Annotated in this window: 18 protein-coding genes; 11 read left to right on the top strand and 7 right to left on the bottom strand. The window is 49.6% G+C overall.

What is annotated here, in order from left to right:
• Window positions 1–40 precede the first annotated feature (40 nt).
• The 3 genes from ASG16_RS06580 to ASG16_RS06570 are packed head-to-tail and all read left to right on the top strand — an operon-like array spanning window position 41 to window position 3053.
• The gene (locus ASG16_RS06580; RefSeq protein ID WP_048034791.1) at window positions 41–1267 is read left to right on the top strand and encodes a quaternary amine ABC transporter ATP-binding protein; all 1227 of its coding nucleotides are present in this window, start codon (window positions 41–43) and stop codon (window positions 1265–1267) included.
• On the top strand, window positions 1264–2109 hold the full coding sequence (locus ASG16_RS06575) for an ABC transporter permease (RefSeq protein ID WP_048034790.1): 846 nt from the start codon (window positions 1264–1266) through the stop codon (window positions 2107–2109). The genes ASG16_RS06580 and ASG16_RS06575 overlap by 4 nt, the downstream gene beginning before the upstream one ends.
• A 17-nt stretch (window positions 2110–2126) precedes the next feature.
• Window positions 2127–3053 carry a glycine betaine ABC transporter substrate-binding protein gene (locus ASG16_RS06570; RefSeq protein WP_056495700.1) on the top strand — a complete coding sequence of 309 codons (927 nt, stop codon included), beginning with the start codon at window positions 2127–2129 and terminating at the stop codon, window positions 3051–3053.
• 53 nt (window positions 3054–3106) lie between these two features.
• Here the strand turns inward: ASG16_RS06570 and ASG16_RS06565 are convergent, their stop codons facing one another.
• The 3 genes from ASG16_RS06565 to ASG16_RS06555 all read right to left on the bottom strand — a co-directional run bounded on the left by ASG16_RS06565 (window position 3107) and on the right by ASG16_RS06555 (window position 7035).
• A complete protein-coding gene (locus ASG16_RS06565) occupies window positions 3107–4528 on the bottom strand; it encodes a DUF1254 domain-containing protein (RefSeq protein ID WP_056495613.1) in 1422 nt (473 codons plus the stop codon).
• 94 nt (window positions 4529–4622) lie between these two features.
• Window positions 4623–6107: an amidase gene (locus tag ASG16_RS06560; RefSeq protein ID WP_056495615.1), complete on the bottom strand. Its 1485-nt coding sequence runs from the start codon at window positions 6105–6107 to the stop codon at window positions 4623–4625.
• 79 nt (window positions 6108–6186) lie between these two features.
• Entirely contained in the window at window positions 6187–7035 is an 849-nt protein-coding gene (locus tag ASG16_RS06555) for a helix-turn-helix domain-containing protein (RefSeq protein WP_241970707.1), read from the bottom strand.
• A 133-nt stretch (window positions 7036–7168) separates the two neighbouring features.
• Here ASG16_RS06555 and ASG16_RS06550 point away from each other — a divergent pair, with 133 nt between their 5' ends.
• On the top strand, window positions 7169–7780 hold the full coding sequence (locus ASG16_RS06550; protein WP_056495622.1) for a DedA family protein: 612 nt from the start codon (window positions 7169–7171) through the stop codon (window positions 7778–7780).
• A gap of 10 nt (window positions 7781–7790) precedes the next feature.
• On the opposite strand, the gene ASG16_RS06545 is transcribed toward ASG16_RS06550, so the two are convergent.
• Window positions 7791–9332: a vWA domain-containing protein gene (locus ASG16_RS06545; RefSeq protein WP_056495625.1), complete on the bottom strand. Its 1542-nt coding sequence runs from the start codon at window positions 9330–9332 to the stop codon at window positions 7791–7793.
• A gap of 158 nt (window positions 9333–9490) precedes the next feature.
• Window positions 9491–10537 (bottom strand): alpha-helical endospore appendage domain-containing protein, encoded by a 1047-nt coding sequence (locus tag ASG16_RS06540; protein ID WP_056495626.1) that lies wholly within the window; start codon window positions 10535–10537, stop codon window positions 9491–9493.
• Between the two features lie 247 nt (window positions 10538–10784).
• Here ASG16_RS06540 and ASG16_RS06535 point away from each other — a divergent pair, with 247 nt between their 5' ends.
• From ASG16_RS06535 to ASG16_RS06505, 6 genes are all read left to right on the top strand, one after another.
• Window positions 10785–11849, top strand: coding sequence for an AAA family ATPase (locus ASG16_RS06535; protein WP_007725626.1), 1065 nt, complete (start codon window positions 10785–10787; stop codon window positions 11847–11849).
• A gap of 3 nt (window positions 11850–11852) precedes the next feature.
• Window positions 11853–13652, top strand: coding sequence for a vWA domain-containing protein (locus ASG16_RS06530; protein ID WP_056495629.1), 1800 nt, complete (start codon window positions 11853–11855; stop codon window positions 13650–13652).
• Between the two features lie 120 nt (window positions 13653–13772).
• Window positions 13773–14972: a chromate transporter gene (locus ASG16_RS06525; RefSeq protein WP_056495631.1), complete on the top strand. Its 1200-nt coding sequence runs from the start codon at window positions 13773–13775 to the stop codon at window positions 14970–14972.
• Between the two features lie 366 nt (window positions 14973–15338).
• The gene (locus tag ASG16_RS06515; RefSeq protein ID WP_056495634.1) at window positions 15339–15938 is read left to right on the top strand and encodes a TetR/AcrR family transcriptional regulator; all 600 of its coding nucleotides are present in this window, start codon (window positions 15339–15341) and stop codon (window positions 15936–15938) included.
• Between the two features lie 65 nt (window positions 15939–16003).
• Window positions 16004–17233, top strand: a complete 1230-nt coding sequence (locus ASG16_RS06510; RefSeq protein WP_056495636.1) for an MFS transporter — start codon at window positions 16004–16006, stop codon at window positions 17231–17233.
• A 178-nt stretch (window positions 17234–17411) separates the two neighbouring features.
• Complete coding sequence (locus tag ASG16_RS06505; RefSeq protein ID WP_056495639.1) at window positions 17412–18485, top strand: glycerophosphodiester phosphodiesterase; 1074 nt, start codon at window positions 17412–17414, stop codon at window positions 18483–18485.
• A gap of 39 nt (window positions 18486–18524) precedes the next feature.
• Here ASG16_RS06505 and ASG16_RS06500 read toward each other — a convergent pair whose 3' ends face one another.
• Window positions 18525–19703: an oxalate decarboxylase family bicupin gene (locus ASG16_RS06500; protein WP_056495642.1), complete on the bottom strand. Its 1179-nt coding sequence runs from the start codon at window positions 19701–19703 to the stop codon at window positions 18525–18527.
• 181 nt (window positions 19704–19884) lie between these two features.
• Between ASG16_RS06500 and ASG16_RS06495 the strand changes: the two genes are divergently transcribed.
• A complete protein-coding gene (locus ASG16_RS06495; protein ID WP_056495645.1) occupies window positions 19885–20643 on the top strand; it encodes a DUF4241 domain-containing protein in 759 nt (252 codons plus the stop codon).
• A 9-nt stretch (window positions 20644–20652) separates the two neighbouring features.
• On the opposite strand, the gene ASG16_RS06490 is transcribed toward ASG16_RS06495, so the two are convergent.
• On the bottom strand, window positions 20653–21216 hold the full coding sequence (locus ASG16_RS06490) for a YEATS domain-containing protein (protein ID WP_056495648.1): 564 nt from the start codon (window positions 21214–21216) through the stop codon (window positions 20653–20655).
• Window positions 21217–21282: the final 66 nt, after the last annotated feature.

Raw genomic sequence — 21282 nt, 5'->3', positions numbered from 1 at the left:
AATAGTCCGGATGCCGGGCGTAAAAGTTGGAGGTGACCATATGCCCAAGATCAAAGTAGAGAATTTGACCAAAATCTTTGGACGCCAACCCCAACGCGCATTGTCCCAGGTGAAGCAGGGGAAGACCAAGCAAGAAATCTTGAAGGAAACGGGTCTTACCCTTGGGGTGAATCAAGCGAGTTTTGAGGTGCATGCAGGCGAAATTTTCGTCATCATGGGGCTTTCGGGAAGCGGGAAGTCGACCTTGGTTCGATTATTGAACCGGTTGATTGAACCAACAGAAGGCAAAATCCTGATTGACGGTACGGATATCGTCAGTATGAACACCGAGCAGTTACAGGATGTAAGAAGAAAGAAGCTGGGCATGGTATTTCAAAAATTTGCCTTGTTCCCTCACAGGACGGTACTTGAAAATGCGGAGTACGGCCTGGAGATTCAAGGGATGCCAAAGGCCGAGCGTGAGGCAAAAGCGAAAAAGTCACTCGCACTCGTCGGACTCGGCGGTTGGGAAGCAAGCTACCCGGATCAGTTGAGTGGCGGGATGCAGCAGCGTGTGGGTCTGGCCCGTGCACTCGCGAATGAACCCGATGTTCTGTTGATGGATGAGGCATTCAGTGCCTTGGACCCGTTGATTCGCAAGGACATGCAGGATGAGCTGTTGGAATTGCAGAGCACCATGCAGAAGACCATTATTTTCATTACGCATGATCTGGACGAAGCATTGAAGATCGGGGATCGAATCGCTCTGATGAAAGACGGTGCGATCGTACAGATCGGCTCGCCGGAAGAAATCATGACCAATCCGGCAAATGAATACGTAGAACGCTTCGTAGAGGATGTGGATCGTTCCAAGGTATTGTCCGCCGAAAAAGTCATGAAGCGGGCAGAGACGATCACACTGGACAGAGGGCCTCGCGTTGCACTGCAAATGATGCGTGAGCGCGGTGTCTCCAGTTTGTACGTGGTGGATAAACGAAAAACATTGCTGGGTGTGCTGACGGCAGACGCAGTAAATGGAGCCAAGGAAGCAGGGCAGTCGCTGGAATCCGTGCTGCGAACCGAGGTGCCGACAGTCGGACCGCAGACGCTTCTCAATGAGATGTTTGACCTTGTCGCGTTTTCAGATATTCCCGTGGCGGTTACTGGAGAACAAAATCGTCTCTTGGGCGTGATTGTAAAAGGAGCCGTCTTGGGCGGGTTGGCAGGAAAAGTAAATCAACAAGTTCCAGAGCCAACGATTGAAGAGGGGCAGGTGAATCCATCATGAGTCAAAATCAACTTTTTCCGAAGCTGCCGCTCGACAGTTGGGTAGAAACGATTGTAGATGGACTGGAAGAGAATTTGGGCTTCTTGTTCGACTTCATATCGGCTGTAATCGGTGGAACCGTTGACTTGTTTTCGTGGATTCTAACAGGAATCCCGTTTTGGGCCCTGATCATTTTGTTTACGCTGCTGGCGTATCGCGCTGGCAAAGTGGCAATTGCTCTTTTTACCTTCATTGGACTTCTTCTGATTCAGAATCTGGGTTATTGGGAGCACTCAATGGAAACACTTGCGCTGGTATTGACGGCAGGTTTGATCTCGGTGATTATCGGGATTCCCGTCGGTATCTGGTGCGCGAAGAATGATTCCGTGCAAAAGGTCGTCACACCGCTGCTTGATTTCATGCAGACGATGCCGGCGTTTGTGTACTTGATTCCTGCCATCTTTTTCTTCGGGCTCGGTAAAGTACCGGGGGTTATCGCTTCTGTCATTTTTGCGATGCCGCCGACGATCCGTCTGACCAACCTGGGAATTCGTCAAGTTCCTGCCGATCTGATCGAAGCTTCTGAGGCATTCGGTTCAACCTACTGGCAAAAGCTGACGAAGGTACAGTTGCCGATTGCCAAGACGACAATGATGGCCGGAATTAACCAGAGCATTATGCTCGCGCTGTCCATGGTCGTGATTGCCTCGATGATTGGGGCGAAAGGCTTGGGGGCGGACGTGTATCGTGCCGTAACACAGATCAAGATCGGTGAAGGTTTTGAGGCGGGTCTGGCCATCGTTATTTTGGCAATTCTGCTGGATCGTCTCACGCAAAGTGTTGGAAAGAGAAAAAACGCGTAGGAGGGGTTTTCATGAAAATGAAAAAAGGCACCTTGAAAGGGCTGGCAGTCGCACTCGGACTCAGTATGGTGATGGCAGGATGTTCAAACGCGGGTACGCCGCAGGGAAATCAGCCTGCCGAGGGCAATACGGGTACGACTGCACCGAATAGCGTTGGAGCACAAGTGGATCATAAAATTATCGGAATCGATCCTGGCGCTGGTCTGATGAAAGCGACGGAAAAAGCCATGAAAGACTACGATCTGAAAGATTGGGAACTCGTAGAGGGCTCGAGTGCAGCGATGACGGCAGCTCTGACACAAGCCTACAAAGACAAAAAGCCGATTATCGTGACAGGTTGGACACCGCACTGGATGTTCTCCAAGTTTGAGATGAAATACCTCGAAGACCCGAAAGGCGTCTTCGGGAAGGATGAACAGATTCATACCATCGTGCGCAAAGGACTGAAGGAGGAGCACCCAAGTGCGTATGCGTTCCTCGACAAGTTTTCGTGGACACCCGCGGACATGGAAAAAGTGATGCTCGATATCGAGAGTGGCAAAAAGCCGGAAGAGGCAGCAGCCGAGTGGGTGAAAAACAATGAGGCTACCGTCAACAAGTGGGTAGAAGGCATTCAGCCCGCAGAAGGCAAAAAATTGACGCTCGCCTACGTCGCGTGGGATTCTGAGATCGCCAGCACGAATGTGGTGAAGACGGTCCTGGAGCAAAAGCTGAAATACAAAGTGGAGCTTAGCCAAGTAGAAGCCGGCCCAATGTGGGTAGGGGTATCAAATGGTGATGTGGACGGAATGGTAGCAGCATGGCTGCCAACGACGCACGCAGACTACATGGAAAAGCTGGGGAAAGACGTTGAAGACCTCGGTCCGAACCTGCAAGGAACCAAGCTGGGCTTGGCTGTTCCAGCCTACATGGAGATCAACTCCATTGAAGATTTGAAGAAATAACAGACTCAATACAGAAGGCACCGCTCACGATGGGCGGTGCCTTTTTTGCTGTGTTACGGTATAGGGTTGCTTTCCATGACAGCGGGCCAAGCTTGCTGTTTGTCCAGCGTTGCAGGCTCCGGTGCAAATACCCGCAAAACGAGATTGAACGCGCCTTCAGGGAGCGGGAGCCAGTTGCCCTCCTTGCCTTTGGGTGGTTGCTGCTGCAAATACAGATCGAGGGAGCCATCGGGATTGTACGCAAGCGCTCCTGTATTGCTGCGAACCGATGCGCGATCGGCCGCTGTTTTGGCTAAAAACAACTGGTTGTCATAGACGTTGATCGACCAGAATGCAGACGTCTTGGGAAGCTGTTCCTTTGTAAAATGCAGCGAATAGCTTTTGGCTCCCGTAAGTGGTTTTCCTGATCCATCTGTCAATGCACGATAATAGGCTTCCTCGCTCGGCACATTGGCTCCAATGCCGGAATAGGCGATAAAGGAACGGGCGAGAAACTGATTTCCATATGTGCCGATCGGGGAAAAGGAGCCCCATCCATTACGGAAGGTGGCGTAGCCAGGAAAGCCATTTTGCACGATGGACGGGGCATTCTGTAAGGCACGCTGTAGGCCCGCAAGCTTGGCTGGACCGAGCGCGGAAGGATCAAAGCCTTTTTGGACATCGATCCCGGCTTGAGCGAATTGATCGAGCAAGACGCGATCACATTCGGGCGGAGGATTGCTCTGAATCCATTTCGTCATGACTTGAAAAAAGGAAAGGGATGACAGCACATCAGGGGGAAACGCTTCGGGAACATGTGCCGTTTGCAATTTTGGGTGGACAGGGGCAATCGCGATTTGTTTTTCAAACGAAACAGCCTGCGGCAAATCAGCCTCACCCTTTACCTCGACACGGCCAATGAGCCAGACGGTATTCGTAGGGGCGTAGATCACAGGTATATGAGCAGGGGTAGGCCCTTTCCATTGCGGGCTTGCAATGATGTATTGCCCAGCCTGCTGTTTGGTGGAACGATTGGAGACATTGCGAAACGTATTCGTGTACGCATCCAGCATTTGCACGGTATAGTAGCGGTTTTGCGGATTGGCGGGGACAGTCAAGCGGACGGGCGTCTCTGACAAATCCAGCCATGCGCTCATATACAATGTATCGGAGTTCGGCGTCACAATATCCCGATAAGCTGGGGAAGCGAGTGTGTCCGCATAATAAAACTGGTTGATCGGCGCCCGACTTTTGACCATGGCTTCCATCGTTTTGGCGGACATCACTAATGGATAGCCGTAGATGTATGCTTGAATGCCGAGCGAGTAGGCAAGCCTCTCCTGCGATTGAAGAAACGGCTTCGATTGGTATAGAGGTGACTGTTGGACAGTTGTAGCGTTTGTTGTCTCTTTTGCAAATGACATGCCTGACAGGTGAAGCGTCATGCAAAGCAGGGAAACGATCAGTGTCAGGCGCTTTTTCAATAAAGGAAGCATAATGCCCCTCCTCATTACCAGAAATGGGGTTCGCACTGGTAGTGTTCTTCATAGGAAAGGGGCTTTATGCAAGTTGAGCTGGAATATTTTATTCTCAATGGGGCTCTACAGAAAATTCAGGCGCCCGCCACGCTGGGCAGGTCGCATACAATTTCGACGCTCCCTGTAGCAATTCCCTATCACGCCATCGCTTGCCCACACACTGTATGCCAATAGGAAGACCTTGCTCATCAAAACCAATCGGCATCGTCACGATTGGACTTCCGGTGACATTGAACAGACTCGTATAAAAAGTTGTAGCGGCCCAGTAGTTTTGCGGGTTCTCGTCTACGTACAGCGGTTTGGTGTAAAGCGGTTTGTAGCCCCACATTTTCGATTTTGCCATATGTGGGAAAGCTGTCGTGCAACTGACCGGACACAAGAACAAGTCACAGTCTGCCATGAATTGCTCAAAGCTGCGAATGAGCTGCTCCCGAACGGTTAAGACACGCATGTAGTTTTTGAACGTCAGCGGGATGAGCATGGTAGCCGAGGGAAGCTGGCGATAAATCGGCATCGTTATGAGATGAGCAATACCACGAATGAGTGGAGGTGCCGTAGAGTTTAACTCCGCATCGATGATTTTTCCCCATGTTTCCCAAGTTTTACGTACGTCTAAGGGCGGTGTCGTCACTTGTTCTACGCGCATGCCTTGTTGCTCCAGCATTTTGACAAAGCGACGCAACTGATCGCGAATGGCTCGACTCGTCGGGTAGCCGGGTAGCTCCTCCATCCAGCGAACGTGCAGGGGCTGTTCCTTGAGAGAAGGGGGCAAGACTTGTGGCCCATGAGGCAAGCCAGCGTTGCCGTTTCCACCGCTAATGATGGAAAACGCCACTTCCAGGTCTTCGATCGAACGAGCTATAGGGCCATAACAGGCCAAGTGACGAGACGAGGTATAATCAGACATTCCCTCAAAGCCGGGCATGTGTCCTTTTGCCGGAACGGTTCCTTCTGTCGGCTTCAAGCTAAGTACGCCACAGAAATGAGCCGGAACACGCAATGAACCGCCAATGTCACTGCCAATATCCAAATAGGAAAGCCCAGCAGCAACTGCGGCTGCCGATCCTCCGCTACTTCCGCCTGTTGTTCGCTCCAGATTCCATGGATTATTTGTCCGACCGTAAATATCATTGTCTGTTTGCATGTCCATCAGAAGTGGAGGGACATTCGTTTTGCCTAGAATGATGGCTCCTGCCTGCTTTAGTCTGCTGACGACTGCTGAGTCGTGTTGCGGAATGTAGCCTTTGAGAGGTGTGAAACCAGTAGTAGTGGCGAGTCCTGCTGTGGCAAAAGAATCTTTGATTGTGATGGGTACCCCGTGGAGAGGCCCGCGATAGATGCCTCCCCCTATTTCTTTGTCTGCTTGTTTGGCGGTTTCGATCGCAGCTTTTTCATCATACGCGACGATGGCGTTCACTCTGCTATTGAGGGAGTTGATTCGTTTAAAAATATGCCGGGTAGCTTCCTCGGCGCTTATTCTCCTCTCGCGAATCCAAGTGCCCATCTCCGTTGCTGTCAAATAGGTCAGTTCCTTCATTCGATTCACTCCTTTTCACACGTCCAGCGTACGACAGGAGAACGAGGAAAACTTGATCGAAAATGCGAACCACCATCGACTATTCTCGGGCGAGAACAGGTATATAAATGAAGCAAAGCGAATCAGGATGGTCATTTCCGAGAAAGCGGTGATCGTAGTATTCAAAATCGTATCGGGCATAAAGCTGGTCGGATGCGGATGCATGTGTCATCCAGCTCCCGTATATGTATTGATACGTCAGTTTGAGATTTTGTACCGATCCTTTGTGAGGAAAGACAAGATAACCTGATGCAGGCAGCGTGAGTGATTCCAATCCGTCTGTGCCAACATGCTCTGTAGTGTGTATACCAGCAAAATAGGCAAAGCTCAACGAAAGCCCGAAAGCATCTGGGTAGCGAATGACCCCATAACGCTTCTGGTTCTTCTGTACGTCGATTTTCTGTCCCACTCGGTTCCAGCAATGGACAATATCAGTTGTCGAGCGGGTAGTGGAGGAGTAGCCTACCAGGTTCAGTTCTTCATGGGCAGGGACATAGACGGGCTCAATCGATTGCAACTGAATATTCTCTAAATAGGGTAGCTCGATACGCTCCAGCATGGTGTATCGCGGCATTTTTCCAGATCGACGAAGAGCAGATGGAGGCAGGCCAAAGCGTTTGGTAAAGGCGCGAGTAAAGGCTTCGTGAGAATCAAAGCCGTATGTAAAGGCGACCTCCGTCACGCTCTTTTGTTCTAGCGACAGCGCTTTGGCAGCCTCGGTCAAGCGTCTCTTCGAAATGTATTGGCCGACAGTTTCTCCTGTCACGTGAAAAAACAAGCGTTGAAAATGGTACTTAGAATAACCGGCGGCTGATGCCACTTCATCGAGTGTGACTTTTTCCGTTAACTGCTTTTCGATAAAAGAGAGGGCATATGTTATTTGCTCCATATAGTTCATAGCGTCACCTGAAATAGGAAATAAGATCTTTTTTAGGATACCATATGCCTTGAACTGATTTTTTTGTAAAAAAGCCAGAATGCCAAAGAATAGGGAGAGAATACAATGAAGTAGGACAACATTATTGGAGGTAGCCGTGGAGCAGCATTTGGATCTTTTTTTGATGAAATATGGATATGTCGGCATCTTTTTTTCGCTCACACTTGGTGTTATAGGGCTCCCCATACCCGATGAGGTACTGATGACGTACGCTGGCTATGCAGTTTCCCGCGGTGTTTTGCACATGCCGTTTACAGTGCTGAGCGCTTTTTTGGGAGCGGCAGTAGGAATTACGATTAGCTATGCCATCGCGTGGAAGTGGGGGCTGCCGCTGCTTATGAAGGTTGGACCGTACTTGCATATTTCGCCGAAAAAAATAGAGTCAACCCAGAAGCTGTTTGCCAAGTACGGTCCCTACCTATTGCTGATCGGCTATTTTTTGCCTGGCGTCCGTCATATTACCGCCTATCTGGCAGGAGTCTCCGCGATGGAGTTTCGACGATTCGCTTTTTTTGCATACGCCGGTGCATTTCTTTGGAGTGTCACTTTTTTACTGCTGGGAAAGGCGCTTGAGAAAGAGTGGCTCAAGGTCGTCATTTATATACGTCATTACGGCATCACATTTTTGCTAATCGGTTTGGCGATTGGAATGATGGTTTATATTTGGATGAGGTACAGGCGCGACACCAGGACATAGGGAACAAGCATTAGTTCCTGCTGATCGCCATGCTATCCTTTACCAAGCGGACAAATTCGAGCTGCTCCTCTCCGGTGGCTGTGGCTTCCGCCAGTTTGAGTACATCGGCAAGGGAGCTTCTTTCGGCATACGGACTCTCTCGCAATATTTCCCCATACTCTGCTACAGCAGCAAGGAACATCACATCAGGAGACAAGGTATTTTGCACACGCACGGCCTCGGAGATTTCCTCTACTTTTTGGGAAGAGGCATGATGATAGCGCACCCGAACCGTCCCGAGCTCTGCATGGGCTGGGGGAGCGAGCTTCACTTCATAAAGAGCGGTCACGCTATGGCCAGCGCCAATTTCGCCCGCATCTGTCTTGTCGTTGCGAAAATCTTTGTCGCGGACATCGCGGTTCTCATAACCGATCAAACGATACGAGTCTACCTTCTTAGGGTCGAATTCTACCTGAATTTTTACGTCCCGAGCGATCGTTTGGAGGGTGCCTGTCAATGATTCCGTAAAAATGCGGCGCGCCTCGGAAAACGTATCAATGTAGGCGTAGTTGCCTTCTCCTTTATTCGCCAGTTGCTCCATCAGAACATCATTGTAATTTCCCATGCCGAAGCCAAAGGTGCTCAAGTAAATGTCTTTTCGCGCATAGTCCTCGATCGAACGCAAAATGCCCTCGGCCCCTGTTTCTCCTACATTGGCCACCCCGTCGGAGCATAAAATCACCCTGTTAATGGCAGTAGGCTTGAAGGAACGAGCCGCTATTTCATAACCGAGAACCAGTCCTTCTTCTGCATTGGTGGAGCCTTCGGGTTGCAGTTCATTGATGGCTGATAAAATTGCCTGTTTGTCTTCGGCAGAGGTCGAGGGCAAAAGAACGCGTCCCTCTGATCCATAGACGACGATCCCTACTGAATCTGTAGGTTGGAGTTGATCGACAAGAACCTGTAAGCTTTTTTTCACCAGCTCTAATCGGTTTTCCCGATTCATCGAGCCAGATACGTCAATGACAAAGACGAGATTAGCGGGCTTCCGCTCTTCTGCGCGTAACTCCTTTCCTTTGATCCCGATTCGCACTACTTGGAGATTTTTTTGAAACGGGGAGGGGCCACTATCGGCCTGGATTGCAAATGTTTGATTGGTTGGCGCGGGATACGAGGTAGGGAAGTAGTTGATGAATTCCTCCACCCGAATGGCTTCTGCTGGCGGGAGATTCCCGTCTTTTATAAAATTGCGCATCATGGTGTAAGAGGCTGTGTCCACATCAGCAGCAAAAGTAGACAGACGGTCCTTCGCCGTAGAGACAAATTGGTTGGTGCCGTAATCTTTGAAGTACATGTCATTGGGGAGGGGATCGGCTGATTTTTTCAGGGCGTAATCAGCTAGTTGGCTGGGAGGACTTGGACTGGAGGCTACCTGATTGTTTTGACCTTGCTCAACAGATGCTGCTGGTTTGTTTCCACTTTCACTTCTTGATACGAACTGCTCGCTCGAGCTGCATCCGATCAAGGATGCGACCAATAGGGTGATGCCACTGCCTTTCACGATTTTTCTCATCTTTGGTTATTCCCCCTTTGCCTATGTGACGTGGTAAAAAAAGGAATGTTACATAAGAAGGAGAAGTAGGCTTGTCCGCAGCAAGAGCTTCACTCGCAACGACAGCCAGGATCGAGTCGTAGCTGCGGCTCCGAGTGGAGAAATGATTTATGTTTGGATTAGTCGGCAATCTTCACTAAAGTGAGGAATCCGGTCACCGTCGTCGTTCCGTCTGCAAAGCTTTGCAAAAACTGGTCTGCGATACCTCCCGTACGGAATATGTCTACGATGTCTCCAGCAGCTAATCGGGTGAAAGAGGTAACCATACCGAATGCATTTCCATCCGCTGCACTATCCGCACTGCTAGAAGTTCCGGCAGAGCCCGTAATATTGGCCCCATTCCTTCTGATAATGAAAGACACTTCACTCGCTTGTGCAGTAGTAACACGATAGCTGATGAGATAGATGCCGCTTGCAGGTACGGTCACTTGCCCGCCAGCGAGTAAAAAGCCAAGTGAATTGTCTGCATTCGCGACAGTAAGCGGGACGATCGTATTTGGCGAAATATCGATAGCGGAGGATAGCCAGAAATTACCGAAAACACTGGAGACAGTACCCGTCGCGCCTGTTACACCCGTGGCTCCTGTAGTACCTGTAACGCCTGTAGTACCAGTAGCGCCTGTACTGCCAGTATCGCCAGTAGCCCCCGTGACACCAGTACTTCCAGTGCCTCCAGCTCCGGTCGCCCCAGTCGCCCCAGTCAAGCCGACTCCGGTCGCACCCGTTATTCCTACTCCAGTCGCCCCCGTTATTCCTACTCCAGTCGCCCCTGTAGCACCCGTTGCCCCTGTTCCCCCTCCACCTGGTCCGGTTGCTCCTGGTAGACCAGTTGCTCCGGTTGCTCCGGTTGCTCCTGTGAGACTAGCCATAAACGATGCTGTTAATACGGAATTCAGCTTGCTGTTCAGCAGAATGTCTTTCTTTGTGATCTCTCTGAGTGTATTTACTACGCTAGAATTTACGTTTAGCAAGTCACTAATGGTTGCAGGGGGACCTGTTAATCCTGGAAGCGTGCCAAGGACATACTGAAGCTTCTCCGCCTCTGCGTTAATGATATGGCTTAAACCAAGTTCCTCCAAAGCGAAGGATGCGAGTAGCAAGTTTACGACTTGGCTTTGTGTAATGGTAAACAGCGGCGTAATGTTGGGGATATTTGCTTGTGACAAATAAAACGTCCTCCTTTATTTATGTCTTTTCATCCTATTCCGCTATCATGCATAAGGGAATTCGTCGGTTTCATTGTTTTTATTCAGGCACGGTTTCCCATGTGATGCCTTTCTTTCTTGCCCGTTATTCAATCTTCTTGTAATATTAGGAAATATTTGTGGTGTGACGGTCGCTCTAGTCAATGGAAATCAATCATGGAAAGAGGTAGATTGCTGCAAAAATCAATCAAACAAGAGAGGTTATGAAATGAATCTAGGAATTCAAGTAACGCAAAATCAACTGATGGATGTGCTACTAAACGTTGCTGTAGCTCGTCCCGTATTTATTTGGGGCGCACCGGGAATCGGCAAGTCGTCTCTCGTCGAGGCGTTTGCCGAGCAGGTGGGCCTGCCTTGCGTATCGTTATTGGGCAGTCAGTTGGCACCTGAGGATATTATCGGTGTCCCGCAGATCGTAGACGGGAAAAGCAGATTTTGCCCACCTGCGCAAATTGCGCGAGAAGAACCGTACTGCTTGTTTCTTGACGAATTGAATGCATGCTCCCAAGAAGTGCAAAAGGCGTTTTACAGTCTGATTCATGAGCGGAGAATCGGGGATTATCATCTGCCAGAAGGGTCCATTGTGATTGGAGCAGGAAACCGCGCGCAGGATAGCGCCATTGTCAAACCGATGTCATCTGCTCTGATCAACCGGATGTTCCACGTGCAATTGTTAGTCTCGTATGAACAATGGATGAATTGGGCGTACAGCAACGGCATCCATTCTTACGTGCTGCAATTTTTGGAGGTGCGCCCGGACTATTTGTGGTCGCAGCCACCGAAGAGCGAGGAACCATTTTCTACTCCGCGTTCCTGGCACATGCTCTCTGATGCCCTGAACGAATTCGGTGAGAACTTGACGACAGAGATGGTGGGGGTACTGGCCTTTGGATGCTTGACGCCCCAGCATGCTGCTCAATTTCGAGCTTTTCACAAGAACATTCAAGGCAAATACCAGCTCAACCGCATTTTGGAGGGAGAGGCTTCTTTCCCGACGGCTCCAGAGGATCGGGATGTACTGTATTTTTTGGCCGATTCATTCCGTTCGCAGATCAAAAAAGAATTGCCAGCGGATAAAGCCTCAGTGGGGGAGCAGCATAAACGGTTCGCACACCGAGCGAAAGCTCTCTTGAAGGAGCTCGCATCTATTTCTCTTGAAATGGCGCAGATGGTAGTGGCGCGGCACGAGGATGGCGATGGATTGCCAGACTGGTTCGTTGTAGAGGTCATTCGTGATTTACCGCGTCTGGCTATGGACAGGAAGGGAAAATAGCCAATGGCCAGAGGAGTTCAAAACGACCCGGCGACGCAAAACTACGAGCAGGCCGTACATTTTTTGAGTCATCACCCGATGTTTGGTCCACTGTCCTCGCGAGCGCACTTTATTCGTTCCGAGCGAAGTGTTTGTCCGGATAACGGTTGGGTAGTCGTGACCCGGGAAGGCAGCTTGTACGCGCATCCGAAGCGCAGAGGGGAAGTCGGGGAATGGATTTATGTTCTCGCACATGCGCTCTTGCATTTGGGCTTTGGACATTTTGTGGAAAAAGAACAGCCGATTTTGTGGAACATCGCATGCGATTGTTATATTACGCGCTTTTTGAGAGACATGAAGCTGGGGAAGCCTCCTGCTGAAATGGCCTTTGAGCTGGATAAATCGGGAAAGAGCGAAGAAGAGCTGTATGACTGGTTCGTGGAGCATGGGGTGCCGGAGCATTTGAAGCTGTTTGGAACGGGCGGGGAAAAACAGGCAGATATGCTATTCTCGGATAAATACGCCCGGTACACCTACAAGCGAGATGTGAAGTGGGAGCGGCTGCTGGGGATCGGGCTGGCGCAAGCGGTGCAAAGTGCTGTCAGCGTAGCGGGCGGTTATTCGGATGCTCTCGGGAATGAAGAGAACCAGCTATCCGAGGCACAAAAGGCCAAGCGCTGGTTCATCAATCATTATCCATTGCTGGCTTCCTTAGCGAGTCATTTCACGATCATCGAGGATTCACAGATCTGCCAACGGCTGCAAATCTCGGTGGCAGCCATCGATGTAACATCCAACGAAATCTTCATCAATCCTGCGGCGGGCTTGGATGAAGAGGAATGCAAATTCGTGATGGCACACGAGTTATTGCACGCAGGGCTTCGCCACCATGAGCGCTGCCAAGGCCGCGATCCGTATTATTGGAATGTCAGTTGCGATTACGTGATTAATCAATGGCTGATGGAGCTCGGTGTGGGACGTTTTCCGCAAATTGGCGGACTGTACGACCCGGACTTGAAGGGACTCTCGGCAGAAGCGATTTATGACCGAATCGTGACAGACATGCGCACGTATCGCAAGCTCTACACCTTACGTGGAATCGGTATGGGCGATATTCTGGATGGCGACGATCCGCGTTTTTGGGAAAAGGGTCCGGGAACTACGCTGGATGACTTTTACCGCAATGCGATGTCGCAAGGATTGATGTACCACCAGGAGAGGGGACGAGGGCTTTTGCCTGCGGGGTTAGTAGAGGAGATTCGCGCCTTGGGACAACCGCCTATACCGTGGGATGTTCAGCTTGCCCGTTGGTTTGACGAGCATTTTCCGCCGTTGGAAAAGAGTCGCACATATGCAAGGGCAAGCCGCAGACAGTCCTCTACACCTGACATTGCTCGTCCTGCCTGGAGCTTTCGGGAAACGGACCAGTTGGCACGCACGTTTGGCGTTGTGATCGATACATCCGGCTCGATGGATACCAAGCTGCTGGGCAAAGCATTGGGGGCGATTGCGAGCTACAGTGAAGCGCGAGATGTTCCGTATGCGCGCGTGGTCTTTTGTGATGCGCAGGCGTATGATGCGGGCTACCTTTCTCCCGAGGACATTGCAGGTCGCGTCAAAGTAAAGGGACGAGGGGGAACGATTCTACAGCCGGGCATTGACATGCTGGAGAAAGCAGTCGATTTTCCAAAGGACGGTCCAATTTTGATCATTACCGATGGGGAATGTGATCGGATCAAAGTAACTCGTAGTCATGCCATTATGCTGCCGAAGGGGAGTAACCTGCCGTTCGTGGCGCGAGGACCGGTATTTCGGATGGAATAACAGGGTTTAGGCTCCGTATCGATACGGGGCCTTCTTCACGATCTTTTTACAATGAAAGGGTAGGAAAAGCGATAAAATAGCTTGTATGATGAAGCGGTAAGCGGAGAGGTGTACAGCTAAGTGAAGAATAATCTTCGAGAAGAAACCGGGCACCAAATAAGTAGCTGGGAAGCTGTGCGTGAAGTTTTTCTCGTTTCGACCAAGCTGGGATTGACCTCATTCGGCGGTCCCATCGCACATCTCGGTTATTTTCACAACGAATACATTCGACGAAGAAAATGGATGGACGAGCAAAGCTACGCAGACTTAGTCGCGCTTTGTCAGTTCCTCCCTGGTCCCGCAAGCAGCCAGGTAGGGATCGGAATCGGAATCATGCGAGCCGGATTGTGGGGAGGAGTTGCTGCATGGATCGGCTTCACTCTGCCTTCGGTATTGGCGCTCCTGATATTTGCGTTCACTTTACAAGGAGTGGACAGTGGCAGTGCTTCTTGGATTCACGGTCTAAAATTAGTTGCTGTCGCGATTGTTGCTCATGCCGTATGGGGAATGGGACAAAAGCTCGCCCCGGATCGAACGCGGGTGACGATTGCGATCATCGCTGCTACCATCACGCTGTTGTGGCATTCTGCATGGAGTCAGGTCACAGTCATGATTCTGGCAGGAATCGCAGGGTTGCTTATCTTCCGGCAGCAAAAAGTTTCAGAGCTCCCTGAATTTCGTGTGCCGATCAGTCGTGCACTAGCCATTGCGTGCTGGGGCGTTTTCTTCGGACTTTTGCTTGTGCTGCCGATCCTCCGAGAGAGCACGGGCTTTTCCTTGCTAGCGCTGTTTGAGAGCTTTTACCGTGCGGGCTCACTTGTTTTTGGCGGCGGACATGTTGTATTGCCTTTGCTTGCGAGGGAGGTTATCCCGACAGGCTGGATAACGGAAGAAGCATTTCTTACCGGTTACGGGGCTACACAAGCAGTACCGGGGCCATTGTTTACGTTTGCCGCTTATCTAGGAGCGATGATTGCAGGAGGAGTCGGTGCAGTAGTAGCTACGATTGCGATTTTTCTTCCGGCCTTTTTACTTGTCATGGGCGCATTGCCGTTCTGGAATTCCTTGAGGAGAAATTCCAAAATTCAAGGAATGCTGGTAGGTGTGAATGCAGCAGTCGTCGGTATTTTACTGGCAGCTCTGTACGATCCGATTTGGACGAGTACCATTCTTGCTCCGCTGGATTTTGCGGTAGCGGCTATTTTGTTTATCATGCTGGAGCACTGGAAGCTGCCGCCATGGCTCGTTGTGGTTACGGGGGCTTTGTGCGGTCTATTGTAACGAACCAATAAAGCTGGTGAGAAGAAAAAGCACAGAGCTCGTAGACCTTGACAACGCCTGCCAGTCGGAACTTCAAAAAGGGGACCCGCTTGTCGAACACTGCTTCCTTGAGAAACTTCCGCCCGTAGGGTGGCTTTGGCTCGACGGTCCCCTTTTTGAAGTGGAGACGGCCAGTGAATCCCCCCTGCTGGCGTGTCAGAGTCGAAGAGACCTGTGCTTTTTCTTCTCCTCCACTATGTTGACTCAAACCAAAATGCCCTTCAAAGCTCTTTCTTAACGCAGAAGAAGGTTTGCCAAGGATGTTCGTAACCCTTATAATACTGAATGAAAGTTCAGTATTGCTGGATGGGAAGCTGGTGAAGGATCATGAATAAAAAAAAGCAGCAAACGGAGCAGACCAAGAAGAAGATAGCGGATGCGTCCAGAATTTTATTTATGCAAAAAGGCTACAAGGCCACATCCATAGAAGATATCGTGAAAGCTACTGGATACAGCGGCGGTAACATTTATTATCATTTCAAGAGCAAGGAAGGGCTGTTCTTACATCTGATTGAAGCTTGGAACAGGGAATGGGAAGAGCAGTGGCTGGCCAAGGAACAGCTCTACACGACCTCGATCGATAAATTGTATGGAATGGCTGAACATTTTGCGACCGATTTTATGAACCATCCGCTGACCAAGGCTGCTGATGAATTTTTCGACATGTCGGAGAAGCCTTCGGATGTGGAGGAGCGTATCAACGAAATGATCCAGGGTTATATTGACTTTAATCAACAGTTGCTCCAGAAGGGGATCGATGACGGCGAATTTGAAGTGACGAATGTTACCGGAGTCGCCATTATCCTGGACAGCCTGATGTTTGGTTTAAATCAACACTCGCGACGAATGGAACGAGAGGAAGCCTTGGCAACTTTTCGGTTAGCGATGGATGTATTTTTATTTGGCATTGTCAAACCGTCCCGCTAGCTTTTTTTACGCGATTATCTAGAATGGATATTCAGTGTTTTGGTAATGAATTGGAGGAATAGCAAATGGCTTTATTATTAAAAAATCAGGGAGCCCTATTGATTCTGATGTTCAATATTTTCCTTGTCTTTACGGGGATCGGGCTTGTTATACCGATTATGCCAAAGTACATGGAGAGTTTGGGAATTACCGGGGGGACTATCGGGTTGTTAGTAGCGGCCTTTTCGCTGACACAGCTTCTTTTTTCCCCCATTGCCGGGCGGTGGGCTGATTCGTTCGGAAGAAAAAAGATCATTGTGATCGGCTTGGTCGTATTTGCTATCTCAGAAGGGCTGTTCGGTATAGCGAATTCTCCCGTCCTGCTGTTTGTTTCTAGGTTGCTGGGCGGCATCAGCGCCGCACTGATTATGCCGGCGGTAATGGCTTACTCAGCAGATATTACAACGAATGAAGAACGAGCGGCGGGGATGGGGTATATTACGGCAGCTATTACGACTGGTTTTATTATCGGTCCAGGCATTGGAGGATACATTGCTGAATTTGGTATTCGCGCACCTTTTTATACCGCAGGAATTGCCGGACTGATTGCTGCATGCATCACGTTGTTAATCCTCAAGGAATCGAAACCTACGGAAGAAGCAATATCGGACTCTCATTCTAGTGAAAAACAACGAAGCAGTCTTCTTTCCCAGTTACTGTACTCCTATCGAGAGCCTTATTTTTTCAGTTTGATCATTGTATTCGTCATGTCTTTCGGACTGGCTAATTTTGAAACGGTCTTTTCATTGTTTGTCGACCATAAGTTTGGATTTGAGCCGAAAGATATCGCGTTTATCATTACATTCGGGTCAATAGCAGGCGCAGTGGTTCAGCTTACTGCTTTTAGCTGGATCATGAATCGCTTTGGCGAGAAAAGGGTCATTTCTGTCTGTCTGCTCTTTGCTGGTTTGTTTATTGTCCTGACGCTTTTTGTTCACGGATTTTGGATGATTTTTGCTGTTACCTTTATCGTATTTCTGGCGATCGATATTTTGCGTCCGGCCATCAGTACCCAAATGTCGATGCTTGCCAAGGATCAACAGGGTTATGTTGCTGGTCTTAACTCAGCCTTTACCAGCCTTGGCAATATTGCAGGTCCTATCGTAGCTGGATTTTTATTCGATATCGATATCAACTATCCGTATGCGCTAGCGTGTCTGATTTTGCTTATCTGTTTCGTCTTATCACTAGGAGTGAAAAACCGCAACCTGAAGGATGCCAAAGCGGCTTCCAGTCAAGCGTCCATTCACGGATGATACGATAGCTAAATAAAGCAGCGGCGAGTCCAAGATTCTGTGTTCAGGTCTTAGTTCGCCGCTGTTCCATTTTTCGGGTAAATAAAACTTTCATGATTACTTAATAGAGATAAGAAAAGAAATTTACATCATTCATTTATAGTGAAAACGGTAAGCCATACTTTAAGGAGTGAAGCAAATGATGAGAAACAAAGTAATGATAGCAACTGCTGCCCTTATGGTGTGTGTAGCACCAATTGCTTCTGCCGCTGGCAATCCTCACTGGTCAAAAACCTCTCCAAAAGAGTTTGATCTGCAAGCTCATCGCGGCGGACTCGGACTCACAGTAGAATCCACATTGGCATCGTTCTCCCACGCCCTTGAATTAGGTGTGAGCACGCTTGAGCTCGACGTGCAAATCACAGAAGACAAGCAGGCAGTTGTTACGCATGACCGCAAAATTTCGGGTGCCAAGTGCCGAGATACAAGCCCACTTTTCGCTGGCGATCCTGAGTATCCGTACGTCGGCAAATACATAAAGGACCTGAATCTCGACCAGATACACACGCTGGACTGTGGCACACAGACATTGCCGCAATACCCCGGGCAGCGTCCGAGCCCAGGCGCCAGGATGCCGCTGTTAAGCGATGTATTTGACCTCGTCAAGGACTACAAGGCTAACCATGTATGGATGAATATCGAGACGAAGGTAGAGGCGGGAGCACCGGAGCAAACTGCTCCACGCGAAGATTTCGTGCAGATCGTCGCTCGCGAAGTCCGCGATGCTGGTATGCTTGATCGGGTATCGATCCAAAGCTTTGACTGGGGGGCGCTCATGCGCATGAAAGAGGTTGAGCCGCGCTTGCCGATTGTGGCACTGACGAACGGTGCGCAATTCTTGCAGCCAGGTCAACCGGGAGCTTCACCGTGGTTGGGCGGAATCGATATTGACGACTTTGGAGGAAACCTCGTGGCGGCTGCCCACTCGTTCGGTGCAGACGCTATCTCCCCTGTACATGGCTCTCCGCAAAACGGGAAAGTCACCGACGAGAATTACGTGCCCTATGTCACGAAGAAAATGGTAGAGGACGCACACAAGGTCGGGATGAAGGTGATTCCGTGGACGATCAATGACGCACCTACGATGAACAAGCTGATCGACGATGGCGTAGACGGGATCATTACGGATTACCCGGACCGTCTGCGTGAGGTCATGGAGCAGCGTGGTCTGAAGCAACCGAAGAGCTACAAGACTCCCAAAAAAGAGAAGTAATAAGAAGACCAGTCCATGAGGGCTGGTCTTTTCTGGCATTCAGGGGACATAGCCATATCCAGGATATTTGACAACAGGCCATTTATCCTTGCGCAAGGCATCTAGTAATTCAGGACCTACACACAAGTTGGAAGCGACGAGTTCATGCGGGGTGAGCGCCATCCATTGATTCAGCGACACATCGACAAAGCGGTCGCTTTTAAACATTTCAAAAAACCACACCGTTTCTGTCCCGGTATTCTGGATATAATGCCCTGTTGCAAAAGGAACGTAACCGACATCACCTGCTTGGTAGTCAAAAGTCCGGGCGTTTCCGTTTCCAGTAAAAACGGTCATCCGCGCTTGGCCTGAAATGTAATATTGCCACTCGTCGTTATTGGGATGCCAATGCAGCTCTCTCATGGCACCGGGATGTAGCTCTACGAGTGCTGCCGCGATTGTTTTGGAGATCGGAAAGTTGCGGGAATCGACGATGCGCACGCTTCCTCCAGGTGTAATGAGGGGACGTTGGGCGAGTAAACGATGGGAAAAAGGGAGGGGGACGGTTCCGTACGGAGATTCCACTTCATCTGCTTCGATGGAACCCGGAACCTCGTCCTGATAAATGTACACCTGCTTGCCAGGAATGTCGGCAAAGGCTGGTTCAGGCACACCAAAATTCGCGGAAAGCACATCTTTTGGCGTATGAGCAAACCAATCGGAGATCGATAGCGTATTCAGATCGGAAAAATGCCCATCGTCGAAAACGAGTAAAAACTCGCAGCCTTCCTCAAGTCCCTGAATTGAGTGGGGGATGCCGGGAGGGAAATACCACAGATCGCCTTTTCCGATATCCGCGATAAAATTGCGGCCGCGTTGGTCAACGGACGTAATTCGTGCTCGACCGAGCAGCATGTAAGCCCATTCCGCCTGCTGATGCCAATGCAGCTCGCGAACCCCGCCTGGCGTCAGGCTCATGTTTACACCCGCAAGTGTAGTGGCGATGGGCAGCTCGCGTATGGTGACTTCCCGGGACCAACCGCCATGATTTAACGTCATGAAGGCATCTGAAAAGGAAAACTTCAGATTGGGCAGCAATCCCGCATCTGTGACGGGAGGAACTAGCATATTCGGATTTTGCCGATCACGCATGACGTTCCGCGGGCCGAGATCGACCCATCCTGTCCCGTCACTTCTCATCGGCTGGGGAATTTGATTCCCTTTGTCTGGCGGATTCATTCGGGGCAACCTCCTTCATCCTTGGACATGCATAGAGTTTGTCGGACTTCATCCACTAACCATGCCTATGCATCGACTTGCCCGTTATGCAAACATCCAAGCCGTACTATTGTTTCTATGGGTGATTTTGTATAATTTTAGGAGTGATTGACAAATTGACAATAGTAGGATGGGTATAAAGATGAATAAGAATCCAAACGAGCAATGGTTAGCACAGTATGAACAAAAAAAACCGATGTTAGAGCCCCATGTTGATTTACACACCTATTTCACATTAAGTCAGATCTGTGGGAAACCAATCAACTTGCTTTCTTTGGGAGAAATCACGATTCCCACTGGAGATATCATCGTTCGTGATCCGCTTGTGTATCTGGAGAGAAATAGTGCCCCGTATTTTCGAAAAGTCCCTACAGGAACCTTCCCATTAACCGTTTGTGTGGTAACCGTTGAAGAAGACCATTACCGGTATGCGGCTGCTAAGGTAGAGTTTACAGATAAAAATCCCCAAAAATTTACGGAAGCCCTCATTGGAGACGAGGATCTCGAAAATCTTGGGGAAGGTGAATATTTTGGCTTTAATGTGGATGCAGGCCTTGCTACTGTGGTAGATGTCAAAACGAGGGATGCTTATCTGGATTTTTATGATAGCTGGAAAAAAGAGAATCCAGAGGGCAATATTTATGATGATTATTTTGCTGGTGTTTTTGCACAAAGCTACAAAGACCATCCCCAATACCAAAGAAGCGCTGGAGACTATATAAACTGGACGATACCAGGCACCGATTTATCGATTCCGATGATTCAGACGGGATTTGGAGACGGAGCCTATCCTGTCTATTTTGGGTTGGATGAAAACGACCAAATATGCCAGTTGGTCATTCAGTTTATTCACATTGAACTTGCTTTTGGTGAGGATGACAGCGAAGACGAAAGCCGGTAGGAAAGCCTTTCACCAATTATTTTTGGAAGCGGTGCCTCGCTTATCTTTCTTTGGAAAGAGAAAATAACTGGCTGTAAACAACAGATCAATCCCCAGAACAACGGTCCATAGCCGGAGAATATGCCATAAAGAAGCAGTTCGCTCCGCATCATCGATAAAGTAGATGGTCCCCGCTAAGAGAGCCGCCCCAATGACATAGGAGTAGAGATGTCTAAACCAGCTTTTGGCGTAATGCTTGGCATACTCCATGCCATATAACTTGGGCTTAGCCGTACTTTGCTTGGTGACGTATTGCTGAAATTTTTCATCCGCCCATTGAATCATGCTTTTCCCAAACGCAAGCGATACCCCGATATAAACGGCAGCCAGCGCATGAGGAATCGTAGCGGTAGCTCCACGATACAAGTCCACGCTCGTAACGACGAGCAAAACTACATCAACAACAGGCGTCAGGGCGAGAAGAAAGAGCCCGGCCTTTTTTTGTTTGAGCACGTACCTTGTGAAAAGGCCAAGTACAATGACCACCCAAAATGCGATTTCGCATGCGACTATCATCCATGCAACAAAATTCACTAGTAGAGGTCCCCTTTTCGGAAGTTTCTTCTCCTGTATGAGAAGTTTTTGTAATACAACTGTACT

It is taken from the genome of Brevibacillus sp. Leaf182, from assembly GCF_001423865.2.
Classification (GTDB): domain Bacteria; phylum Bacillota; class Bacilli; order Brevibacillales; family Brevibacillaceae; genus Brevibacillus; species Brevibacillus brevis_C.
This window is presented reverse-complemented; position numbering and strand designations above follow the sequence as displayed.